Source organism: Flavobacterium sp. KACC 22761 (assembly GCF_034058155.1).
Classification (GTDB): Bacteria; Bacteroidota; Bacteroidia; order Flavobacteriales; family Flavobacteriaceae; genus Flavobacterium.
The window spans coordinates 3684515-3704291 of sequence record NZ_CP139148.1; the positions used below are offsets into that span (position 1 = coordinate 3684515).

Here is a 19777-nt window from a genome sequence, read left to right on the forward strand (position 1 = left end):
TTAATGTTTTTTTTAATGATCAGACAAAATTATATTTGTTTTTGGCTTTTTAGACTTGTTCATTACCAGTAATAACAGGGGAAGCGTGATGACAAAAAATAAACCAACAAAAAGAAAAGCATCTCTATAACTCAATAAAGAAGATTGTCTCATTATGATATTCTCCATTAATTTCAGCGCTTTTGATCTTGCTTCGTTATAAGCAAAACCATGATGTTGAAAGTAAGCAATATAGCCGTTAAGACGATTCATTGCTTTTAGATTATCTAAACTTACATTCGAAACCAAAACGTTTCGATGTTCGGCAAAACGATGCGCGATATAGGTATTGATGATAGAAACGCCAAAAGAACCGCCCAATTGGCGCATCATATTGTTGAGCGCTGCGCCTTGTCCAACATCTTTGTCATCGAGTGAGGAAACAGCCAACATTGTTAAAGGAACCGTTAATAAAGCCATTCCTAAAGCACGGAAAATCAAAGCTGTTGATACTTCAAAAGCACTGGTGTCTAAAGTGATTTCCGACATTCTCCAATTGAAATAAATAAACAGTAAAAATCCCGCAGCAATAATAAGAACGGGAGAAACACCTTTTTGAAGCAATGTCCCACATAGTTTTAAGGCGACTAAAGCAAATAGAGCGCCTGGCAATAAAAGCAAACCGGTTTGATAAGGTGAAAAACTCAAAAGACGCTGTGCCACAACTGGACTAATGTAAATAGAAATAAACATTCCAAATCCGGTCACAAAAGTTAGAATTGCTGCAATGCTCAAAGATTTGCTTTTAAGAACTCGAAGATTGACCACAGGTTTGTCAACGGTTAATTCCCAATAAATAAACGTCAATAAGGTAATTGAAGCAATGGCAGCGAGAATTACAATATAACGAGTTTCAAACCAATCTTCGACTTCGCCTCGTTCTAAAACAGTTTGAAGTGCGCCGACACCAATTGCCAATAAAGCAATTCCGATCCAATCAACTTTGGCGATTTCTGGTTTTACGGGCGGTTCTTTCAACAAGAAAATACAGGAAATCGCAACTAAAATTCCGATTGGAATATTGATCAGGAAAATCCAAGGCCAATCGTAATTTTCTGTAATGTAACCGCCAAGCGTCGGCCCAATTGTGGGTCCGATGAAAATTCCGGCTCCAAATATAGCGCCTGCTGTTGATTGTTTGTCTTTCGGAAAAAGCTCAAATACCACAACCTGAGATACGGATAATAAAGCGCCTCCACCAATTCCTTGAAAGAATCTGAAGAAAACAAGCATCCAGATATTTGAGGAATGTCCGCACATAAAAGAGCAACACGTAAATAAAATTACCGAACCAATATAATAGTTTCTGCGACCAAGATTGGCACTCAAAAAACTCGTAATCGGGATAATGATGACATTGGCAATGGCATAAGCCGTTATGACCCAAGAGGTGTCTTCTAAAGTTGCGCCCAAATTGCCACTCATATGCGAAAGCGCAACATTGACAATTGAAATATCAATAAGCTCCATAATCGCGGCGAGGATTACGGTTAAAATAAGCAGTTTTCGTTGTATTGGTGTCATATTTTTATTTTTGTACCGATCGGTATATTTTATGATAAAAAAAAGGCTTTGAAAAATTAAAGCACTTTTTTGATTACATTGGTTTTGAATAAATTAGAATAAGCTCTGGCAATTAAACGAGTTTCAGCTTCGTTCCAGATTTCGCACTGTGCATTTACAAATTGTTTTCCCTTTTTAATGATAGCAGTTTTTGCCAAAATTGTGTCCCCAACATGCGCTGGAGCAAAATAATCGATGTTGAGATTAATGGTTGTGTAAAAATGTTCCTCATCCAAAGAAAATAAAGTTGCACCAATACAATCATCTGCAATTGCCGCAGTAACACCTCCATGCAAAGATTTAATCGGATTTGACATTTCTTCTCTCACTACATATTTGAATGTGACAGTACCAGGCTCCGCAACTAAAACGATTGGTTTCATCCATAACATAAAAGGTGAGGGCGAAGCTGTGAATTCTCTGTCTAAATGATCTTGAAGTACTTGTAATCTTGTTTTCATTTTGTTGTTTGTTGTTTATTGTTTATTGTTGGCTTCGACTTCGCTCAGCCTGACAAAAAACTCATAATTCATAATTAATAAAATACCAATTGGTATATTTTTATTGGTAAAAAAAGCAACTTTTGAAATTGCCTTATTCTAAATCGTCAATTATTTTGTAAACCGAAGTCATAATAGTTGACAAATTATCTAAATTGCTGGTCAGTTTGCTGATCATTATGGCACCTTCAATTAAAGCAATGATAGTTAGTGCCGTTTTTTCGGTATCAATTGAAGTGGTTTTGAATTCTCCCGCCAAAATTCCTTGCTCAATAAAATACATTATTTTTTCTTTCCAATAATTCAGCGTTCGCTCGGCGTATTTCTTCAAAATTGGATGTGTATCATCTGATTCTGTTGCAGTGTTTAAAATTGGGCAACCGCCCTTTGTTACTTGTAAATCAGAATATTTAGAATACAACTTTGGATAAACTAATAACTTGCCTTTAAAAGTAGTCTGTTTGTCAATTTCTCTAGAAAACGCATCGTGCAATTTTTTGACATTGTATTTAAAAACCGCAATCGCTACTTCGTCCTTATTCTCGAAATTACCATAAATGCTTCCTTTTGTGAGTCCGGTTATGTCTGTAATATCACTTATCGAAGTACCGCTGTAACCTTTCATATTAAAGATTGGAGCTGTCTTTTCGATAATAAATTGCTTGGTTTTTTCCGCTTTGCTCATGACAAAATCATTTTGACAGTGCAAATATATACCAATCGGTATAATTTTGGATTCTTTTTTTGATTTATTTTTAAAATGAGAGCGAGAATTTTTTTTTTAGAAAAATAAAAGCTCCCATTTGGTTAGTACTGGGAGCTTTTGGGGGCATTATAAATTATTGGGCAGTAAAAGTCAGATAATCAAAATTCATGTTGCCATTTGAAACAATATGAAGTCGGAGTGTTTGTTTGCCTTTCTTCAATTTAATTGTTCCAATGGAATCTGAACTGTTCCAATGATGCCATTGTCTCCAATCGACTGGATCTTTGTCATCATGTGTTGAGGTAATTTTCATTTTTCCCGTAGCATCCTTTCCGTTTACGTCAATGCTGATTTCGCCATCGCCGTTTGCGGTGTAAAGCGCGCCTATTTTGTAAGTTCCAGATTTGCTTACTTCGACAGTATAATTTATCCATTCTCCAGGTACAGTCCAGCCTATGTAAAGATCTCCAATACTTCTCGGAACTTTATTATATGGATTGTTGTCAATATCGCCATCTTTCGAATACGAAATATCAACCCCTTCATTTATTCTGAATTCATTCAGCGGATTTCCGTTTACCGGATTCAATTTTCCGCTTCCGTTGTTTATTTCGTCAGTGTCGTGATAAGCAATTCCTTCGCCACCCAAATCATACCATTCGCATTCTATTTTACCCGGAATTTGTTGCGGTTTAAATGCTTTTGAAGTTTGTGCGAAACTTTTTGTCAAACTCATGACTACAATAGTAACCGATAATAGAAATGTTTTCATTATTTATTTTTAGATTTATTGGATTTTTAAATTTGCAATTGAAAATATGCTTTGCTTGACAAACAAGAAATATTTTTGCGACTGAAAAAAGAATTATCTTTCTGAAGCTGTTTCTCTATTCTTAATATGATTTCGATGTGAAATTCCCCATTTGATCATTTCAGAAATTATAGGCCCAAAAGATTTGCAATACGGAGTTGATTCATAAAGAATCGGAATTAGAGCATCTGGATCTTCAGTTCTTTTGACTAAATTATTGAGTTCCATATCTTTTAATTCTTTTGATAACATTCGGGACGTGATTCCGGGAATGCTTTCTTTGATGTCTTTAAATCTATTATTTCCGTTGCAAATGGAATTGATGATAGGAAGTTTCCATTTTCCGCCCAAAACATACAAAGTGTCCTGAAGCGCCTGAAATTCTTCTTTTTGATTTCTTGCCATAATTTTAGTTTTTGCGTACTGAAAATTTTGATATTTTTTTTACTCCCGCAGATTTAGCAGATTGCACAGATAATTTTTTTGCGACTGATTAAAAATATTTTAATTCATTTTATTCAGCTTGATAAATCTGCATTATCTGCCAAATCTGCGGGAAACAAATTAAGTTTTGTGTCTTAGCGTCTTAGTGGCATGACTTAAACAAAAGTAAAAATAAATCATAAATAATTGCATTTATGTATTTAACTACGTAGTTTTGTATTGTAAAATTTAAAATAAAATGAAACCTATAATAATTCCAATAGAAAATAAGTTCGAAAATGCCATTGCCGACTTAATTTTAAACATTCAGATAAACGAATTCAATGTTCCGATTACAAAAGAAGATCAGCCCGATTTATTTAATATTCAGAACTTTTATTATGCTGGAGGCGGAGGTTTTTGGGGCGCATTTATAAATGATGAATTAGTAGGAACTATTGCCTTGGTTAAATTTGATGAGCATTCGGCGGCAATTCGAAAGATGTTTGTAAAAAAGGAATTTCGCGGAAAAGAATTTTCGATTGCGCAGCAATTATTAGAGACTTTAATAGAATATTGCAAAGAAAACGGAATCGATGATTTATATTTGGGAACTGTTGCGATTTTAGAAGCTGCATTGCGTTTTTACGAAAAGAATGATTTTGTGCGAATTGAAAAAGAAGCGCTTCCAGAAAAATTCCCGTTAATGAAACCCGATAATGTTTTTTGTCATTTAAACTTAAAGAAATAGAAATGAATATTATAGACGAATCGGGAATTTTGGCTATTTCGACGCGATTACAGCGCTTAAGCGAACAATTGCGAAAAGATGGCGCATTGGTTTATAAATCATATGGAATTGATTTTGAACCGAAATGGTTTCCAGTAATTTATACCTTATATTATAAAGATACTTTAAGCGTTGTGGAGATTGCCAATGAAATTGGCTACACGCATCCGTCAACGATAAGTTTGTTGAAAGAGCTGGAAAAACAAAAACTGATTCGCTCTAAAAAAGACAAAATCGACGAACGAAAAAGATTGATTCAGCTGACTGCAAAAGGGCAGGAGCTTATTGAACAAATGAAACCGGTTTGGGAAGTCATGAAAAATGCTTTAACGGAAATCACGAACAATCAAAACAATCTGTTAAGAGCAATTGAAGAAGCTGAAAATAAAATTTTGCATCAGAGTTTTTTGCAAAGAGCTTTACAGTTGAAGAGTGGAGGAGAGTAATAAAAACAAAAAGCGATCGTATTAAGATCGCTTTTCTTTTATATAATTGGCGTAGAATAAATTGATATTCGGGAGATGTGATAAAGTTCGATATGCTCCAAAAACTACTCCATTCTTATTTACCACATTCCTAAAAATCGTTTCTATTATGTACGATAAAGTGTATGTTTTGGTTTTGGAGTTTTGATAGTTTTGCAAAACTTTAACATCTGCTAAATTTTGGTTTATAAATGAAATTGATATTTGTGTATCTTTATAAAATAAAATTATAAAGATGACCATTCAACAGTTAAAATATATTGTCGCTTTAGACGAAGAACGTCATTTTGCAAGAGCCGCCGAAGTTTGCATGGTAACACAACCCGGACTTACGATTCAGCTAAAAAATCTCGAAGAAGAAATTGGAATCAAGATTTTTGACCGAAACAAAGTGCCGCTCACGCCAACCGTTCTTGGAATTGAGATTATCAATAAAGCCAAAAAGATTCTTCGTGAAGTTGATGAAATCAGGGATTTTGTGGTGAATGAGAAAAATCTATTGGAAGGAGAATTAAAACTCGGCATTATTTCGACTTTATCGCCTTATCTGATTCCGCTTTTTATTCAGGCCATGAAAGAAGCGGCGCCAAACGTACATTTTATTATCAAAGAGGCTTACACCGGAGTTTTAATGAAAGAGCTAGAAACCGGCGCGATTGACGTTGCTATTATGGCGACGCCAACAGGAAATCCAAATTTGATAGAACATGTTATTTTTAAAGAACCTTTTGTGGCGTATTTAAATCAAACCCATCCGATGGCGAATAACGAATTTTATGAAATGCAGCCCGGCGATAAAACCGAGTTATTACTCCTGCATCATGAATATTGCTACAACGCACAATTGCTAGATATTTGCGGATTAAAATCTTCGGATAAAATAAAAGAACAATTTACCTACGATATTAATTCCATCGAAACCTTGAAAAATCTGGTTCGCGCACATTTGGGATTTGCGATTATTCCGAAGCTTTCAACAGTAAATGAATCCGGCGGACTTTTCAAACCTTTTAAAGAACCCGTTCCGGTTAGAGAAATAAGTTTAGTAGTTTCGGATTCGTTTTCAAAAAAGTTATTGCTAGAAAAAATGAACGAAGCCATTTGGAATTGTCTTCCCGAATCCCTCAAAAAAGATTTCAGCTATAAAAAAATCCGTTGGAACGATTCGCCTTATTTTATAAAGGCAGTTAGTAAGTTTATGTAATACTTAAATTCCAAAATAAAAATTCCAAATTCCAATTTTTTAAGACTTGGAATTTGGAATTTTATGTTTTTATCATTCTGAGGAATGAAGAATGACAAGCTTATATTGAATTGATAATTAACAATTAATAATTTATAATTATTTTTTAGAAGCTTCAATAATCACATTTGCCACTTTCTCAGGTTGAGAAATGAAAACCACGTGGCTTCCTTTAATTTCAGTGATTTTTGTGTTAGAACGTTTGTACATTGCACGTTCGATATCCGGGTTGATGCTTTTGTCTTCAGTTGCAACAATTCCGTATGAAGGTTTAGTTCTCCAAGCCGCTTTAGTAATTGGCGTCACAAAACCTTTTGCATAGAAAGCACCTTGTGAAGCAAACATAAAATCAGCATCTTCTTTGCTTAAATCTCCTGCAAAACCAGCGTGGAATTTCGCTTTGTCGTAATAAGCAATTCCTTTGTCGTCTGGAGCCAAAACACCATTTTCTGGAGCAGGAGGCGCAGTTTGTAACCATTGAATAGAGTTTTCTCCGTTATCAGGTTGTAAAGCAGCAACATAAACTAAAGCAGCAACTTTTGGGTGATTTCCAGCTTCAGTAATTACAGTTCCGCCCCAAGAATGTCCAACCAAAATTGTTGGTCCGTCTTGTTTGTCTAAAGCTAAATTTGTTGCTCTAACATCGTCTTCTAAAGAACTTAACGGATTCTGAACGATTGTTACATTATACCCTTTTTTAGTCAAAATTTGATACAAACCTTTCCATCCAGAACCGTCTGCAAAAGCACCGTGAACTAATACTACGTTTTTAATTTTAGGAGTAGTTTGAGCGTTTACGTTTGTTGATGTAAGTACTAAACTAAAGATTATTAATGCGAATGCTAAAAAGCTTTTAAATATTGTTTTCATTTTTATTAAATTTTAGATTGTTGATTTTAGATTTTGGATTGATTGTTGAAATTCCCTTTCACACAATCTTGTCATTCCGAGGAACGAGGAATCTCCGCGAGTAACTCCATCTGGAAATTCGCCAATCTTTGTAGAGCAACTTGTGGAGATTTCTCCTCCGTCGAAATGACAAGATTGTGAGTAATTGGGATTTGAAACTTTATTGTTTAGAAATTAGTTCAACGTTACAGCCAAAGTAATTTCAGTGTTCAATAATTTCGAAATCGGACAAATTTCTTTTGCTTTTTGAGCTGTTTTTTGAAAATCTTCTTCAGAGATTCCAGGAACTTTTCCAGTAAGTTCTAAAGCAATTAAAGTGATAGTTCCGTCTTCAAAAGTTACTTTAGCGGTTGTGTCTAAATCTTCAGGAACAAAACCAGCTTCAGATAATAAAAAGCTCAATTGCATTGTAAAACAGCCAGAATGTGCCGCTGCAATTAATTCCTCAGGGTTAGTTCCAACACCTTGTTCGAAACGAGTTTTAAAAGATAATTGTGCATTATCTAAAGTTGTGCTTTGCGTACTGATGGTTCCTTTTCCTTCCATTCCTGTACCTTTCCAGTTTGCGTTTGCTCTTCTTGTAAATTTCATGATTTCTAATTTTTTAAAGTTATTTTTTAAGATGATCAAATCATTTCTTTGATTTTGATGAGACAAAGTTATGGCGATGGTTATTATTAATCAAATTAATAATTTTTGATACTTATAAAAATAATTTATAAGTATTGGTTTTATTAGTGTTGATTAAAACTTTGAGCTGAAATTTTTTTATTCCTAAATTTTAAAAAGAAGAAGAAAAGAGCGTGTTTCACTTCGTTATTTGGTTTCAAGTTAGAATTTGAAACAAAGTAGATCGCTGATTTTTAGTTTTCTAAAGACATTGAAATTATTTTTATCTGAAACAATTTTTATAAGAATATCAGAAGAATAATTTTTTGAGTGAATAACCTAACTTTTAGATGTATGAAAAATGCTTTTCTAATAATTACAGTTTGTTTGAGCGCCATTTTGTTCTCTTGCAAGAAAGATAAAGATCAAGTACCTACAGAAACTGAAAAGTCTGATACTGTTGCTGATTCCACTTTTGCTGATACCGGTTGGCCACGCGAAGCTGAAAATAACGGTACAAAACTCGTTTATTATCAGCCTCAGGTGGATGATTGGAAAGATTTTAAAGTACTTACCGCTCGAGTAGCTTTTTCGTTGACTCCAAAAGATGGAAAACAGGTTTTGGGTGTCGCTTCTTTAAAAGCAGAAACATTGGTCGATAAAGACAATCGAAGCGCTTATATAAAAAACCTTCAAATTACCGATGTGCGTTTTCCTGCTTTGGACGAAAAGAAAGTTCCCGAAATGGAAAAACTGTTCAAAGAAACACTGCCTCAAAGCGGAGATCCTATTTCTGTAGATCGCATTTTGGCCGATTTAAGCCATACCAAAAGTCCGCCGAAGGGAATTGCCGCTAAAAACGATCCGCCAACTATTTTTTACAGCACAAAGCCATCGCTCTTGCTTATTGTGCAAGGCGAACCGGTTTTGGTTCCGATTGAGAAATCGGATATTCAATATGTAGTGAATACCAATTGGGATTTGTTTTTTGATAAAACGACGAAAGATTATTATCTGTTAGCCGAAAACATTTGGCTGACGTCGAAAAAAGTGGAAGGAAAATGGACGAAAACGACAAAACTGCCTTCAAGTTTAAGCAATCTGCCATCAGGAGAGAATTATGATGATGTCAAAAAAATGATTCCGCCTCCAACTTCAGGAAATGCTCCAGAAGTTTTCTACAGCAATAAACCAGCCGAATTGATCGCAGTAACGGGAAATCCGAAATTCATTAAAATTGACGGAACCAAATTAATGTACATTGACAATACCGAAAATGATGTTTTTGCCAATGAAGCTGATGGACAATATTATGTGTTATTATCAGGAAGATGGTTTAAATCCAAAGAATTGACAGGGCCGTGGTCGTATGCGGGAAATAATCTGCCAGCTGATTTTGCTAAAATCCCTAAAAATTCGCCACGTGCCAATGTGTTAGCTTCTGTGCCTGGAACGCAGGAAGCAAATGATGCGGTAATGTTGTCGCAAGTTCCGACAACAGCCATTTTGAAAAAATCGGATGCCGAAGCAAAAGTAAAAGTGAATTATGATGGAGGTACGGCACAGTTTAAACCAATTGAAGGCACAAAAATGCAATATGCAAGCAATACGCAAGAGAAAATTATTAAAGTAGGCGATTTGTATTATTTATGTTTTCAAGCCGTTTGGTTTATGTCGACAAGCCCTAACGGACCTTGGAAAACATGCGATTCTGTTCCGAAAGAAATTTATACGATTCCGCCAAGTTCTCCTGTGTATAATGTGACGTACGTAACGCAAACCACAACCGATACTACTGTAGAAAGCAGTTCAACTGCCGGTTATTTGGGCGCTTTTATTATTGGAGCTACTTTTGGCGCCATATTGAGTTATGGTACAGGATGGTATTATCCACCGTATGTATATTATGGAGGCATGTATCCAATTTATCGTCCGTGGCCGTATGCGTACGGAGGCGGAGCAGTTTATAATCCGTGGACGGGTGGCTACGCGGCCGGAAGACGCGTGTACGGACCTTATGGCGTGGCAGGAACTTCGGCTTGGTACAATCCAGCAACAGGAAGATACGGGCGTTCTGCAAGTGTTCAAGGTTGGTATGGCGGTCGTACTGCTGCAAGTACCTATAATCCGTGGACAGGAAATTACGCCAGAACCAATCAAGGGCATAATGCGTATGCACAATGGGGACATTCGGCAGCAACAAATGGCAATCAATGGGCGCAGACCGGACATATTACTACCAGACGCGGTACAGCAGTTGCGTACAAAACTTCGGGCGGAAAAGAAGGTGTAATTACGCATCGCCGTGGCGGAGGAACTACGATTCACACCAACAATAATCTATACGCAGGCCACGACGGACATGTTTATAAAAGAGATGCAAACGGAAACTGGAGTCATTACAATAATGGAAACGGTGGTTGGACGCAAGCAGGAACCTTGGGTTCGTCAAAAAAAGCGGGTGAAGGCATTCAGAATAGAGCGAATCAAGGACTTGGTGCCAATGGAGCAGGGGAGCGCATCCAGCGTGACAAACCCAACGAAGGACTTGGAGCCAATGGCGCTGGAGAACGAATTCAGCGTGATAACTTGCCAAATGCCAACCAAAACCTAGGTGGCGAAACCCGATTAGGCGACAGAACCGAGGGAAATAATGTAAACAGACCAGAACAAAGACTAGGGCAACCAAACAAACCGCTTGGAGAACCCGGCCGTTCTGATGTGACAAACGATCTTGATCGCTCTGCTTTTTCAAGAGACCGTGGCGAATCGCAAACGCGTAATTTCCAAAATTTCCAGCGCCAAGGTGGTTTTGGCGGTGGTGGATTCCGTGGCGGTGGTGGCGGTTTTAGGGGTAGGAGATAAATTTGTTTATAGGTTAGTTTTAATTCAGAAAAAAAATCAGGTTTGGTGGTTAATATTAGCCAGACCTGATTTTTTTTTATAAAAAAGAGATATTTTAATTAAAGTTTTCAATAATTGTTTCTTTTATTATATTTTAGCGTTTACTTTTTAATAAATCGGGAATTGCAATGACAGGTAAGATAACATTACTTAAAAAAGTATCCTTCCAAGTATTAAAAAGCATACCGCGTAAAGTGGAGTAAGCAATTCCAAGTAGAGTAGAAACAAATATTCCGCTGAATAATGGTTTATCATTACTAATTTGATAATGATCACTTAGATCATCAATTTTATAAAAAAAATCAACTTCATAACTACCGCCTTGTTCAATAGGTGCATCTATTACAACATTCACGTCTAGAAAAAGCCTAATTTTAACTACCTCTTTTTCTAAATTATGCATCATATTATGTGATACAATAATATCGTAAGAAGGATTTTTTTCTAACTTACTTTTAAATAAAATGGTGTTTTCTTTTTCCCATTTTATATTCGTTAAATGAATTTTTGATGGTACTATTTTATTTTCATCCATAGGATTATGATACTTTTTTATCTAGACTACTTTCAACAGAAAATACTTCTGAATTTTCAAACAAAGTATCTTCTTGTTCTTCTTGCCCTACATGCACTTTTAAATACACATACTCTTTTTGAGCTTCTATATGAATAATATCCGCACCAAGAACTGTTTCAATTTTGGTAATTGTTTTGGTTGTATATGTGTGTGTACCAGTTAGCCACTTGCTAATTTCAGATGGTTTTTTGTTAAGCAAACGTGCTAAATCAACTGATTTTAAACCTCTTTCTTTAAGTAATTCTTGAATCTTATTTGCAATAGCAAGATTTTTTTCAACTAATTTATTGATTTCTGGGTTTTTATTTTGTTCTAACCAATTAGAAATTATATTATTTTTAGTGTTTTCCATAATTAAAAATTAATTATCATATCAGACTGAAACTCAATATCAGTAAAGGTTTCATTCCATGTGATAGTTTTTTGTTTAAATGCTTCGTCTAATGCTGCTGTAATTTGATTTGCTAATTTAAAATGATCTCTCACATTTTCGCATTCTTGTGCTGTTATAGCTGTTTTTAAATCTCCATTGAAAAGAAATACTACATGCTCGTTTGCACGCAAGCAATATAAGCGTAATGCATTTGGTTTTTTCTTTCCATTTTCAATGTATGAAGGATTATTGTTTTTTGCAGGTGGTAGTGCTGAAGTATCTGCAGTCTCTCCTTCAGGTCTAAATAAATGAGGTTGTGCACCATATTTTTCTCCAATTACTTGTATCCATTTTACAATATGATAAAGTTTGTCCTTATTCGTTTGTTCGTGCGTAGCAATAAACTTTTCAAATAATGAAATAGTTTCTTCTCCTACAACAAGAGAGTAATATGATACTTTATCATAAGCTCCTATATGTTTGATACGTGCAAAAGTATTCACTTATAAGTTATTTTCCAAATTAATATTCATTTTTAAGTTAACTTTACATGATTTATCTTACGAATATAGAATTATTTTAACTGCTTTTTATCACTATACTTAGACCTTAACACTATTCTGTCTTTTTAAAAGTTTTAATTTTTAAAATTAATTATAAAAACTAAATGTTAAGCTAGTAGTTAATAAACTATAAATTTCCTGAAAAATCTTCTCCTAATAATTTAGCTTGATCTAAAATCGTTTTCACAGCGTTTTCCTGTAAATCTGGGGGGTATCCATATTTTTTTAAAATACGTTTTATTAATACTCGCATTTTAGCTTGAACACTTTCTTTTTTATCCCAATCAATTGTAACTGAATTTCGAACGCTTTCAACTAATTCTCGTGCGATTGTTTTTAAAATTTCATCACCTAATACTTTTACCGCACTATCAGAAACTTCTAATGCATCATAAAAAGCTAATTCTCTAAAATCAAGATTTAATTTTTCACCTCTTTGATCGGCAAGTTTTATTTCTTTCGCCATTCGTATCATTTCTTCAATAACCTCGGCGGCCGTTAAAGCGTTATTTTGATAACGTTTAATAGCATCAGAAAGCATTTCAGAAAACTTTTTACTTTGTATGATATTGTGTGAGGAGCGTTTTTTAATCTCATCATTTAATAATCTTCTCAATAATTCTAAAGCCAAATTCTTTCTTGGCATATCTTTTAATTCCGCCAAGAACTCATCTGATAAAATTGAAATTTCAGGTTTTTCTATACCTGCAACATCAAAAATATCTATTACCTCAGTTGAAATTAAAGCATCTGAAATAATTTGTCTAATAGCTGTTTCTACTTCTTCATCACTTCGTTTTTTTACACTTTCTCTCAATTTAGATATTCTTGCCTTAATAGCTTGAAAGAAGCTTAAATCATCTCTAATGGCTAATGCTTTTGGATGTGGCACCGAAATAGCAAAAGCTTTGGAAAGATTACTCACATTGGAACTAAATCGATCTTTACCGTTATCCAATCCTAACACATAATCGGTTGCATCTAGCAAAAATGTTAGTTTTTGCCTTGGCTCTAAATTAAAGAACCTTTTATATTCGAATTTATCAAATAAATCTATTACAATTTCATATAACTCTTCCATTTTGGCAACGGCTTCTTCCTGATCAAATTCAATTTTACCTTTACCGCCATTTGCTGTATAAATACTTAAAGCTTTCTTTAAATCTTGTGCAATACCTAAGTAATCAACGATTAAACCACCTTCTTTGTCTTTAAAAACACGGTTTACTCTGGCAATAGCCTGCATTAAATTGTGTCCTGACATTGGTTTATCTACATATAAAGTATTTAAACAAGGAGCATCAAAACCTGTTAGCCACATATCACGAACAATAACTAATTTTAAACCGTCTTTTGGGTCTTTTAATCTGTCACCAATCGCTTTTCTTTTTGGTTTGTTTCTGATGTGTTCCTGCCAATCTAATGGATCAGATGAAGAACCGGTCATAATAACTTTGATTACACCTTTATCATCATCATTACTATACCACTCTGGACGAATTTTAATAATTGCATCGTGTAAAGCTACACAAATTCTACGACTCATACACACAATCATGCCTTTGCCTTCAAAAACTTCTCCTCGTTGTTCGAAATGTTTTACTAAGTCAGCTGCTACTTGTTGTAATCGTTTTTCGCTACCTACAATGGCTTCCTGTTGTGTCCATTTTGCAAAACGTTGTTGGCGTTCTGTTAGTTCATCTTCTTCGGTAACTTCTTCAATACGCTGGTCAATAAGACTTTGCTCATCTGAATTCAATTCTATTTTTGCCAAACGGCTTTCATAAAATATACGAACTGTTGCTCCATCTTCAACTGCTTGTTGAATATCATAAATATCTACATATTCGCCGAAAATAGCTTGGGTATTTTTATCTTCATTTTCTATTGGTGTTCCCGTGAAACCTATAAATGAAGCATTTGGTAGTGCGTCACGCATATGACGAGCATAACCATCAATAAAATCATATTGGCTACGATGTGCTTCATCAGCTACTACCACAATATTTCTGCGGTCAGACAATTTTGGATATTCACCACCTTTTTCTTCAGGCATAAATTTCTGAATAGTGGTAAAAATTACACCACCCGAAGCCACTGAAAGTAAACTTTGCAAATGGTTTCTATTTTCTGCTTGTACTGGAGTTTGTCTTATCAGTTGTTGACAATTACTGAAAGTATCAAATAATTGTTGGTCTAAATCATTTCTATCTGTTAAAACCACAATAGTTGGATTGTCTAATTGTGGCGTTACGACCATTTTACCCGAATAAAACACCATACTCAAACTTTTGCCACTTCCTTGTGTATGCCAAACGACACCTGCACGCTGGTCACCTTGAACAGACGCTGCTTTTATAGTTGATTGTATAGCTTTGTTTACGGCATAATATTGATGATATGCTGCTATTTTTTTGATGGTTTTTTCTTTGGTTTTCTCAAATACGATAAAGTATCTGATTAGGTCTATTAATACTTTTTTATCCAACATACCTTGGAGCATTATATCCATTTCTAAATGGTTTTGCTCTGTTGGGAATAATGAAGAATTATATAGTTCTCTTGATTCTTCAACTCTATTGTTTTCATTTGGAGCTGGTGGAATTTTCCAACCGCTAAACCTGCTCCAATCACTTGTTATGGTTCCTGCTTTTGCAAACCAACCATCTGTAGCAATTAGAATACTATTGTAGTTAAAAAGTGAAGGAATAGCTTGTTTGTAGGTTTGTAATTGGTCGAAAGCGTTTTTTATAGTTGCATTTTCCGAAGTTGCATTTTTTATTTCAATGACAACTAAAGGTAAACCATTGATGAATAAAATAACATCCGGTCTTTTGTTGGCATGCTTTTCAACTATAGTAAATTGATTGACCGCTACGAAATCATTATTTAATGGATTATCAAAATCCATTAACCAAACTTTAAAAGTTTTGTTTTCTACGCCTTCTCTACCTTTTATATCCACACCTTCCGTAAGTAATTTATGAAAAGCTTCATTATTGGCTAACAAAGATGTATGCTTTACTCGCAGTACCTGTTTCACAGCTTCTTCACGAACTTCGTAAGGAATAGACGGATTGAGTTTTGCAATAGCTTCTTCCAACCGAGAAGTTAACACAACTTCATTGTAGGCTCTCTCTAATGCAATACCATTTATAATTTCATAGCCTTGTTTTTCAAAGGTTTGAAGTGCTATTTGTTCTATTTCGTCTTCGGTTAAAATGTTCATTGTGGTACAATTAAATTGATTAAAACTGCTTGCTCTCCATCAAAACGAGCTTGCAGTGGAGCAAATGAAATTTCATCTCGTTTGGTAATTGGCTCAAACCAATATTTACCTTCCTTTTTGCCTTTGAAAAAACTCATAAAGGTTTCTCTGCCTACTCCGTCTTTGAGAAAATGTAGGAAAGGCGAAAGACTGAAAATTTCATTATCCCATTTTATAAAAAGTTGCTCTTGTCCAAGACCTAAAACGAATGCCTGATTTGCTGCAAAGTCAAAATCTCCAAATTCTTTATTCAGATAATGGCCGTTAAATTCTTCACATCTGCATTTGGTTGTATAGCTTTCAAATCTCAAAATTTTGCACTCTGCTAAAAACTCTGTCATCATCAACATTTCTTTGAAAAGTGGAATGACTTGCAAAAGTTCCGCTTCGGCTTCTTCTCTTGTCGGTGCAGTATGATGCGAAATATCGTTTCTTATGTCTTGCAAAGCCAAAAGTTTGTCCAACAAATCAGATTCTATTTCTTCGCATTTCAAGCCCAATCCATTGGCTCTGGAATATTGAACAACTGCTTTTATATTTTGAATTTTGACTTTAAGTGCATCAGAAATCAAACGGTCGGTATTGAAGTTTCTATAAACTGAACCTGTTGGGCTTGTGCCCACCAAAACCTGTACGGCTTTCAAGTCAATTGCTTTATGCCTGACTTCACCCCAAACGATAGCATACAATACAAAAGCAATAGATTCCCAAGTGTCTTTCAAATGCAGTAATTTCCTAACAGGGTCTGATGCTCCTTCACCTTTTTCTGAAAGCCTGAAGTTGTAAGCAATGCAAGACGGATACTGATTGTAAACCGTGTCTTTTAATCTTTCAAATTCCGTGTCTTGAAATTCCTGATAGGCTTCTACATAGCCGATTGGTTCCATTTCATACAGAACACGGCTTGGTAAAAATTCAGTTCCTGCAATTTGAATTGTACCGGCTTCGTCCAACGATTCATTAAATCGCTGATACCTTTCGTGCTCATATGGAAATTCACTATCAGCCATTTACTTCTATTTCGCCAGACATTAGTTTGGGTAACAAACTGTCTCGCGTGGTTTTTAAAATTTCATTTTCTGCAAGGTTGTCCAATATCTTTTCAAACATTGGTTTTACGGTTTTACCAAAAGCTTCAATCAATTCGGCAGGTGGAATAATTGTTCTAATGCTCTCAATGGCTGATGCACTAATATTGGGCTGTGCACTTCCAGAAGCCGAATTTTGTATTGTGTTTTGGTAAGTTTCAGAAGAAAGGAGCAAGTATATAAATAAATTTCCGCAGGCGATTTTCTCCTTAAACATTCCTACTCGTTGATTAAGCCAAAGACTTTTATTAGTCAATGGCACTAAACCAATTTTACCAACTTCTGCACCTGTCATAGCAATCAACAAAGAGCCACTTTCAATTTTGAATTTATTATCTAAGAAAGAAACAACCGAAGCATCTACAAAATCGGTATTTTGAATATCCACTACATTGCCGCTGATATTTTTGATTTTGATGATGCCAATCTCTCCCTGCTCTTGAAAATCTTTGCTTTTAAATGCATAACCATTTTGAACATAACATATTTCGCCAATGCTATTTATACACCAACTCTCAGGAATTTCTCCAACCTCGCTTTGCTTTAAGTTGCCGCTAGTGTTTGGAAAGTTGAAATTAATAAACCATTCTCTAAAAAGTGTTCGAGCTATTTCTTCAAGAGTTTGATTGGTTTCAAGATTGTTACCTATTTTTTCATCAATTGATTTTATGTAAGATACTATTTTGTTTTGTTCTGTAATAGTTGGATAAGAAACTATGAAATTTTTCATATCACCTTGGGTTATGTGCCCAAGACCTGTAGTTTGTTTGTCTTTTGCTATTCTAATAATTTCTGGTTTAATGTATTTTAGCAAGTAATAAATAAAATCAGCCGTTACATATTCCTTTGGAACAACCTTAAAAATGTGTTGATTTAAGTACCCATCTTCTAAGTCATACCAAAAAGCATCAATAGAGGTTTCTGGCGATCCTGACCAAGAAAAAAGAAGATCTCCTTTAAAGACCTTGTAATTGTTATCAAATATTTGATTAGTAAAAGCTGTTTGATTCGTTATTCCATACTTTAATTCATTAATTTTTATAATTGGAAATTTCGCATTTTCTTCAAAGTGAATATTCTTAAATGCAAGACCATTTATCCATCCTGCTAAAGAATGTAAATCAGTTTTTTGCCAATTAGCATTAAAGTTAGGTGTATAGTTAGAACTCATATCCGATCTCTTTTAACTTTTCACGTATAGTGTTTTCTAATACAATGTCTTTAGAAAAATGCTTAGATAACTTTTCTGTAAGTAATTGCATTCTTTCTTCAAATGGTATCCCATCAAGTTCTTCTTCTTCTGTACCCACGTATCTGCCTGGCATTAGGACGTAATTATTTTTCGCTATTTCTTCAATTGTGGCAGATTTACAAAAGCCTGCAATGTCTTCATATCCGCCATTTGGGTTTCTCCATTTGTGGTAAGTATCAGCTATTTCTTTTATTTCATTAATATCGGCATCACTTTCATCTCTCAATACCCTATTCCTTCTATTTATCATTTTCCCCATTTTGCGGGTGTCAATAAATAAAATCTCATTTTCACGGTTTCTATACTTTCCGTTCGTCTTGTTTTTTGCTAAAAACCACAAACAAGCAGGAATCATAGTGTTGTAAAATAATTGAGCAGGTAGTGCTACCATACAATCAACTAGTCGGGCTTCAATCAAATTTTTACGAATTTCTCCTTCGCTTGTAGTATTTGTATTCATACTTCCGTTTGCTAATACAATACCCGCTGTTCCGTTGGGGCTTAGCTTATGAATGAAGTGTTGTAACCAAGCGAAGTTAGCGTTTCCTGTAGGTGGTATACCGTACTTCCAACGTTTATCATCACGCAGATGTTCGCCTTTCCAGTCGCTAATATTGAAAGGAGGATTGGCGATAATATAATCTGCTTTTAAATCCGGATGCAAATCGTTGGTAAATGTATCTCCAAATTGTATGTTGGCATCTATACCACGAATAGCAAGGTTCATCTTGGCTAACTTTACTGTTGTTGGGTTGCTTTCTTGTCCGTAAACGCTAATATCTCCAATTTTACCCTGATGGCTTTCTATGAATTTTTCGCTTTGTACAAACATTCCTCCACTACCACAACAGCCGTCATATATCCTTCCTTTGTAGGGTTCAAGCATATCAACCAATACTTTTACAATACTTTGTGGTGTATAGAATTGCCCGCCGTTTTTACCCTCGGCATCGGCAAACATACCTAGAAAGTATTCATAGACTTGTCCTAATAAATCTTTTCCTTTGTGACCGTCACCACCAAAACCAATAGAACTAATTAAATCGAGTAATTCTCCTAAACGTTGTTTGTCCAAATCAGGATTTGCATAGTTTTTTGGTAAAACGCCTTTTAGGTTATCATTGATTTTTTCAATTTCATCCATTGCATTGTCAAGTAATATACCTATTGAAGGTTGCTTAGCATTTCCTTGAAGATAACTCCAACGTGCTTTTTCAGGAACATAAAAGACATTATTTGCTAAATATTCATCAGCATCTTCTGGGTCTGCACCAGCATATTCTCCTTTTCCTGATAGTAATTTAGTATGCAATTCATCAAAAGCATCTGAGATGTATTTTAAGAAAATTAAACCTAAAACTACGTGTTTGTATTCGGCAGCGTCCATATTGCTACGGAGTTTATCGGCAGCAGCCCAAAGGGTTTTTTCAATGTCTTTTATATCGCTCATAATTTATTTTAATATTCCATGTAAGTTTTAAACTGCTAAGATATTGAAAAAAGAATGTTTTTAAAGCTAGCAAAAATCTTTCAGTTAATTACAAAAGTAGATTTCGTAGTTAATATTAAGATTATCAAAGTCTTAATGCAAATATGAAATTTATTCATTTTTAATCTTTACGGAAAACCGCAATTTGTAAAACATTCTCAGCAAGTCTAACAATAATGCAAATC

The 19777-nt window shown here is 34.8% G+C and carries 18 protein-coding genes; 4 read left to right on the forward strand and 14 right to left on the reverse strand.

Annotation, left to right across the window (positions count from 1 at the left end):
• Window positions 1–12: 12 nt before the first annotated feature.
• The 5 genes from SCB73_RS16015 to SCB73_RS16035 form a co-directional block, all read right to left on the reverse strand.
• Complete coding sequence (locus SCB73_RS16015; protein ID WP_320567207.1) at window positions 13–1563, reverse strand: DHA2 family efflux MFS transporter permease subunit; 1551 nt, start codon at window positions 1561–1563, stop codon at window positions 13–15.
• 56 nt (window positions 1564–1619) lie between these two features.
• Window positions 1620–2063: a PaaI family thioesterase gene (locus SCB73_RS16020; protein WP_320567208.1), complete on the reverse strand. Its 444-nt coding sequence runs from the start codon at window positions 2061–2063 to the stop codon at window positions 1620–1622.
• Window positions 2064–2196: 133 nt separating this feature from the next.
• Window positions 2197–2787: a TetR/AcrR family transcriptional regulator gene (locus SCB73_RS16025; protein WP_320567209.1), complete on the reverse strand. Its 591-nt coding sequence runs from the start codon at window positions 2785–2787 to the stop codon at window positions 2197–2199.
• A gap of 154 nt (window positions 2788–2941) precedes the next feature.
• Entirely contained in the window at window positions 2942–3580 is a 639-nt protein-coding gene (locus tag SCB73_RS16030; RefSeq protein WP_320567210.1) for a carbohydrate-binding protein, read from the reverse strand.
• A 93-nt stretch (window positions 3581–3673) separates the two neighbouring features.
• Window positions 3674–4024 (reverse strand): winged helix-turn-helix transcriptional regulator, encoded by a 351-nt coding sequence (locus SCB73_RS16035; RefSeq protein WP_320567211.1) that lies wholly within the window; start codon window positions 4022–4024, stop codon window positions 3674–3676.
• A 277-nt stretch (window positions 4025–4301) separates the two neighbouring features.
• On the opposite strand from SCB73_RS16035, the gene SCB73_RS16040 reads away from it, so the two are divergent.
• From SCB73_RS16040 to SCB73_RS16050, 3 genes are all read left to right on the forward strand, one after another.
• The gene (locus tag SCB73_RS16040; protein WP_320567212.1) at window positions 4302–4793 is read left to right on the forward strand and encodes a GNAT family N-acetyltransferase; all 492 of its coding nucleotides are present in this window, start codon (window positions 4302–4304) and stop codon (window positions 4791–4793) included.
• A 2-nt stretch (window positions 4794–4795) separates the two neighbouring features.
• Window positions 4796–5278 (forward strand): MarR family winged helix-turn-helix transcriptional regulator, encoded by a 483-nt coding sequence (locus tag SCB73_RS16045; RefSeq protein ID WP_320567213.1) that lies wholly within the window; start codon window positions 4796–4798, stop codon window positions 5276–5278.
• Between the two features lie 274 nt (window positions 5279–5552).
• Window positions 5553–6521, forward strand: a complete 969-nt coding sequence (locus SCB73_RS16050) for a hydrogen peroxide-inducible genes activator (RefSeq protein ID WP_320567214.1) — start codon at window positions 5553–5555, stop codon at window positions 6519–6521.
• Between the two features lie 138 nt (window positions 6522–6659).
• Here SCB73_RS16050 and SCB73_RS16055 read toward each other — a convergent pair whose 3' ends face one another.
• Both SCB73_RS16055 and SCB73_RS16060 read right to left on the reverse strand, forming a co-directional pair.
• Window positions 6660–7430, reverse strand: a complete 771-nt coding sequence (locus tag SCB73_RS16055; RefSeq protein WP_320567215.1) for an alpha/beta hydrolase — start codon at window positions 7428–7430, stop codon at window positions 6660–6662.
• Between the two features lie 213 nt (window positions 7431–7643).
• Complete coding sequence (locus SCB73_RS16060; protein ID WP_320567216.1) at window positions 7644–8060, reverse strand: OsmC family protein; 417 nt, start codon at window positions 8058–8060, stop codon at window positions 7644–7646.
• A 372-nt stretch (window positions 8061–8432) separates the two neighbouring features.
• On the opposite strand from SCB73_RS16060, the gene SCB73_RS16065 reads away from it, so the two are divergent.
• Window positions 8433–10943, forward strand: coding sequence for a hypothetical protein (locus SCB73_RS16065; RefSeq protein ID WP_320567217.1), 2511 nt, complete (start codon window positions 8433–8435; stop codon window positions 10941–10943).
• Window positions 10944–11076: 133 nt separating this feature from the next.
• On the opposite strand, the gene SCB73_RS16070 is transcribed toward SCB73_RS16065, so the two are convergent.
• The 7 genes from SCB73_RS16070 to SCB73_RS16100 all read right to left on the reverse strand — a co-directional run bounded on the left by SCB73_RS16070 (window position 11077) and on the right by SCB73_RS16100 (window position 19553).
• Complete coding sequence (locus tag SCB73_RS16070) at window positions 11077–11517, reverse strand: hypothetical protein (RefSeq protein ID WP_320567218.1); 441 nt, start codon at window positions 11515–11517, stop codon at window positions 11077–11079.
• Between the two features lie 4 nt (window positions 11518–11521).
• Window positions 11522–11911 carry a helix-turn-helix domain-containing protein gene (locus tag SCB73_RS16075; protein ID WP_320567219.1) on the reverse strand — a complete coding sequence of 130 codons (390 nt, stop codon included), beginning with the start codon at window positions 11909–11911 and terminating at the stop codon, window positions 11522–11524.
• Window positions 11912–11913: 2 nt separating this feature from the next.
• A complete protein-coding gene (locus tag SCB73_RS16080; protein ID WP_320567220.1) occupies window positions 11914–12435 on the reverse strand; it encodes a hypothetical protein in 522 nt (173 codons plus the stop codon).
• A 187-nt stretch (window positions 12436–12622) separates the two neighbouring features.
• Window positions 12623–15724, reverse strand: coding sequence for a type I restriction endonuclease subunit R (locus SCB73_RS16085; RefSeq protein WP_320567221.1), 3102 nt, complete (start codon window positions 15722–15724; stop codon window positions 12623–12625).
• On the reverse strand, window positions 15721–16773 hold the full coding sequence (locus tag SCB73_RS16090; RefSeq protein ID WP_320567222.1) for a hypothetical protein: 1053 nt from the start codon (window positions 16771–16773) through the stop codon (window positions 15721–15723). Before SCB73_RS16090 ends, SCB73_RS16085 begins: the two co-directional genes overlap by 4 nt.
• On the reverse strand, window positions 16766–18022 hold the full coding sequence (locus SCB73_RS16095; protein ID WP_320567223.1) for a restriction endonuclease subunit S: 1257 nt from the start codon (window positions 18020–18022) through the stop codon (window positions 16766–16768). Before SCB73_RS16095 ends, SCB73_RS16090 begins: the two co-directional genes overlap by 8 nt.
• Window positions 18012–19553, reverse strand: a complete 1542-nt coding sequence (locus tag SCB73_RS16100; protein WP_320567224.1) for a class I SAM-dependent DNA methyltransferase — start codon at window positions 19551–19553, stop codon at window positions 18012–18014. The genes SCB73_RS16095 and SCB73_RS16100 overlap by 11 nt, the downstream gene beginning before the upstream one ends.
• Window positions 19554–19777: the final 224 nt, after the last annotated feature.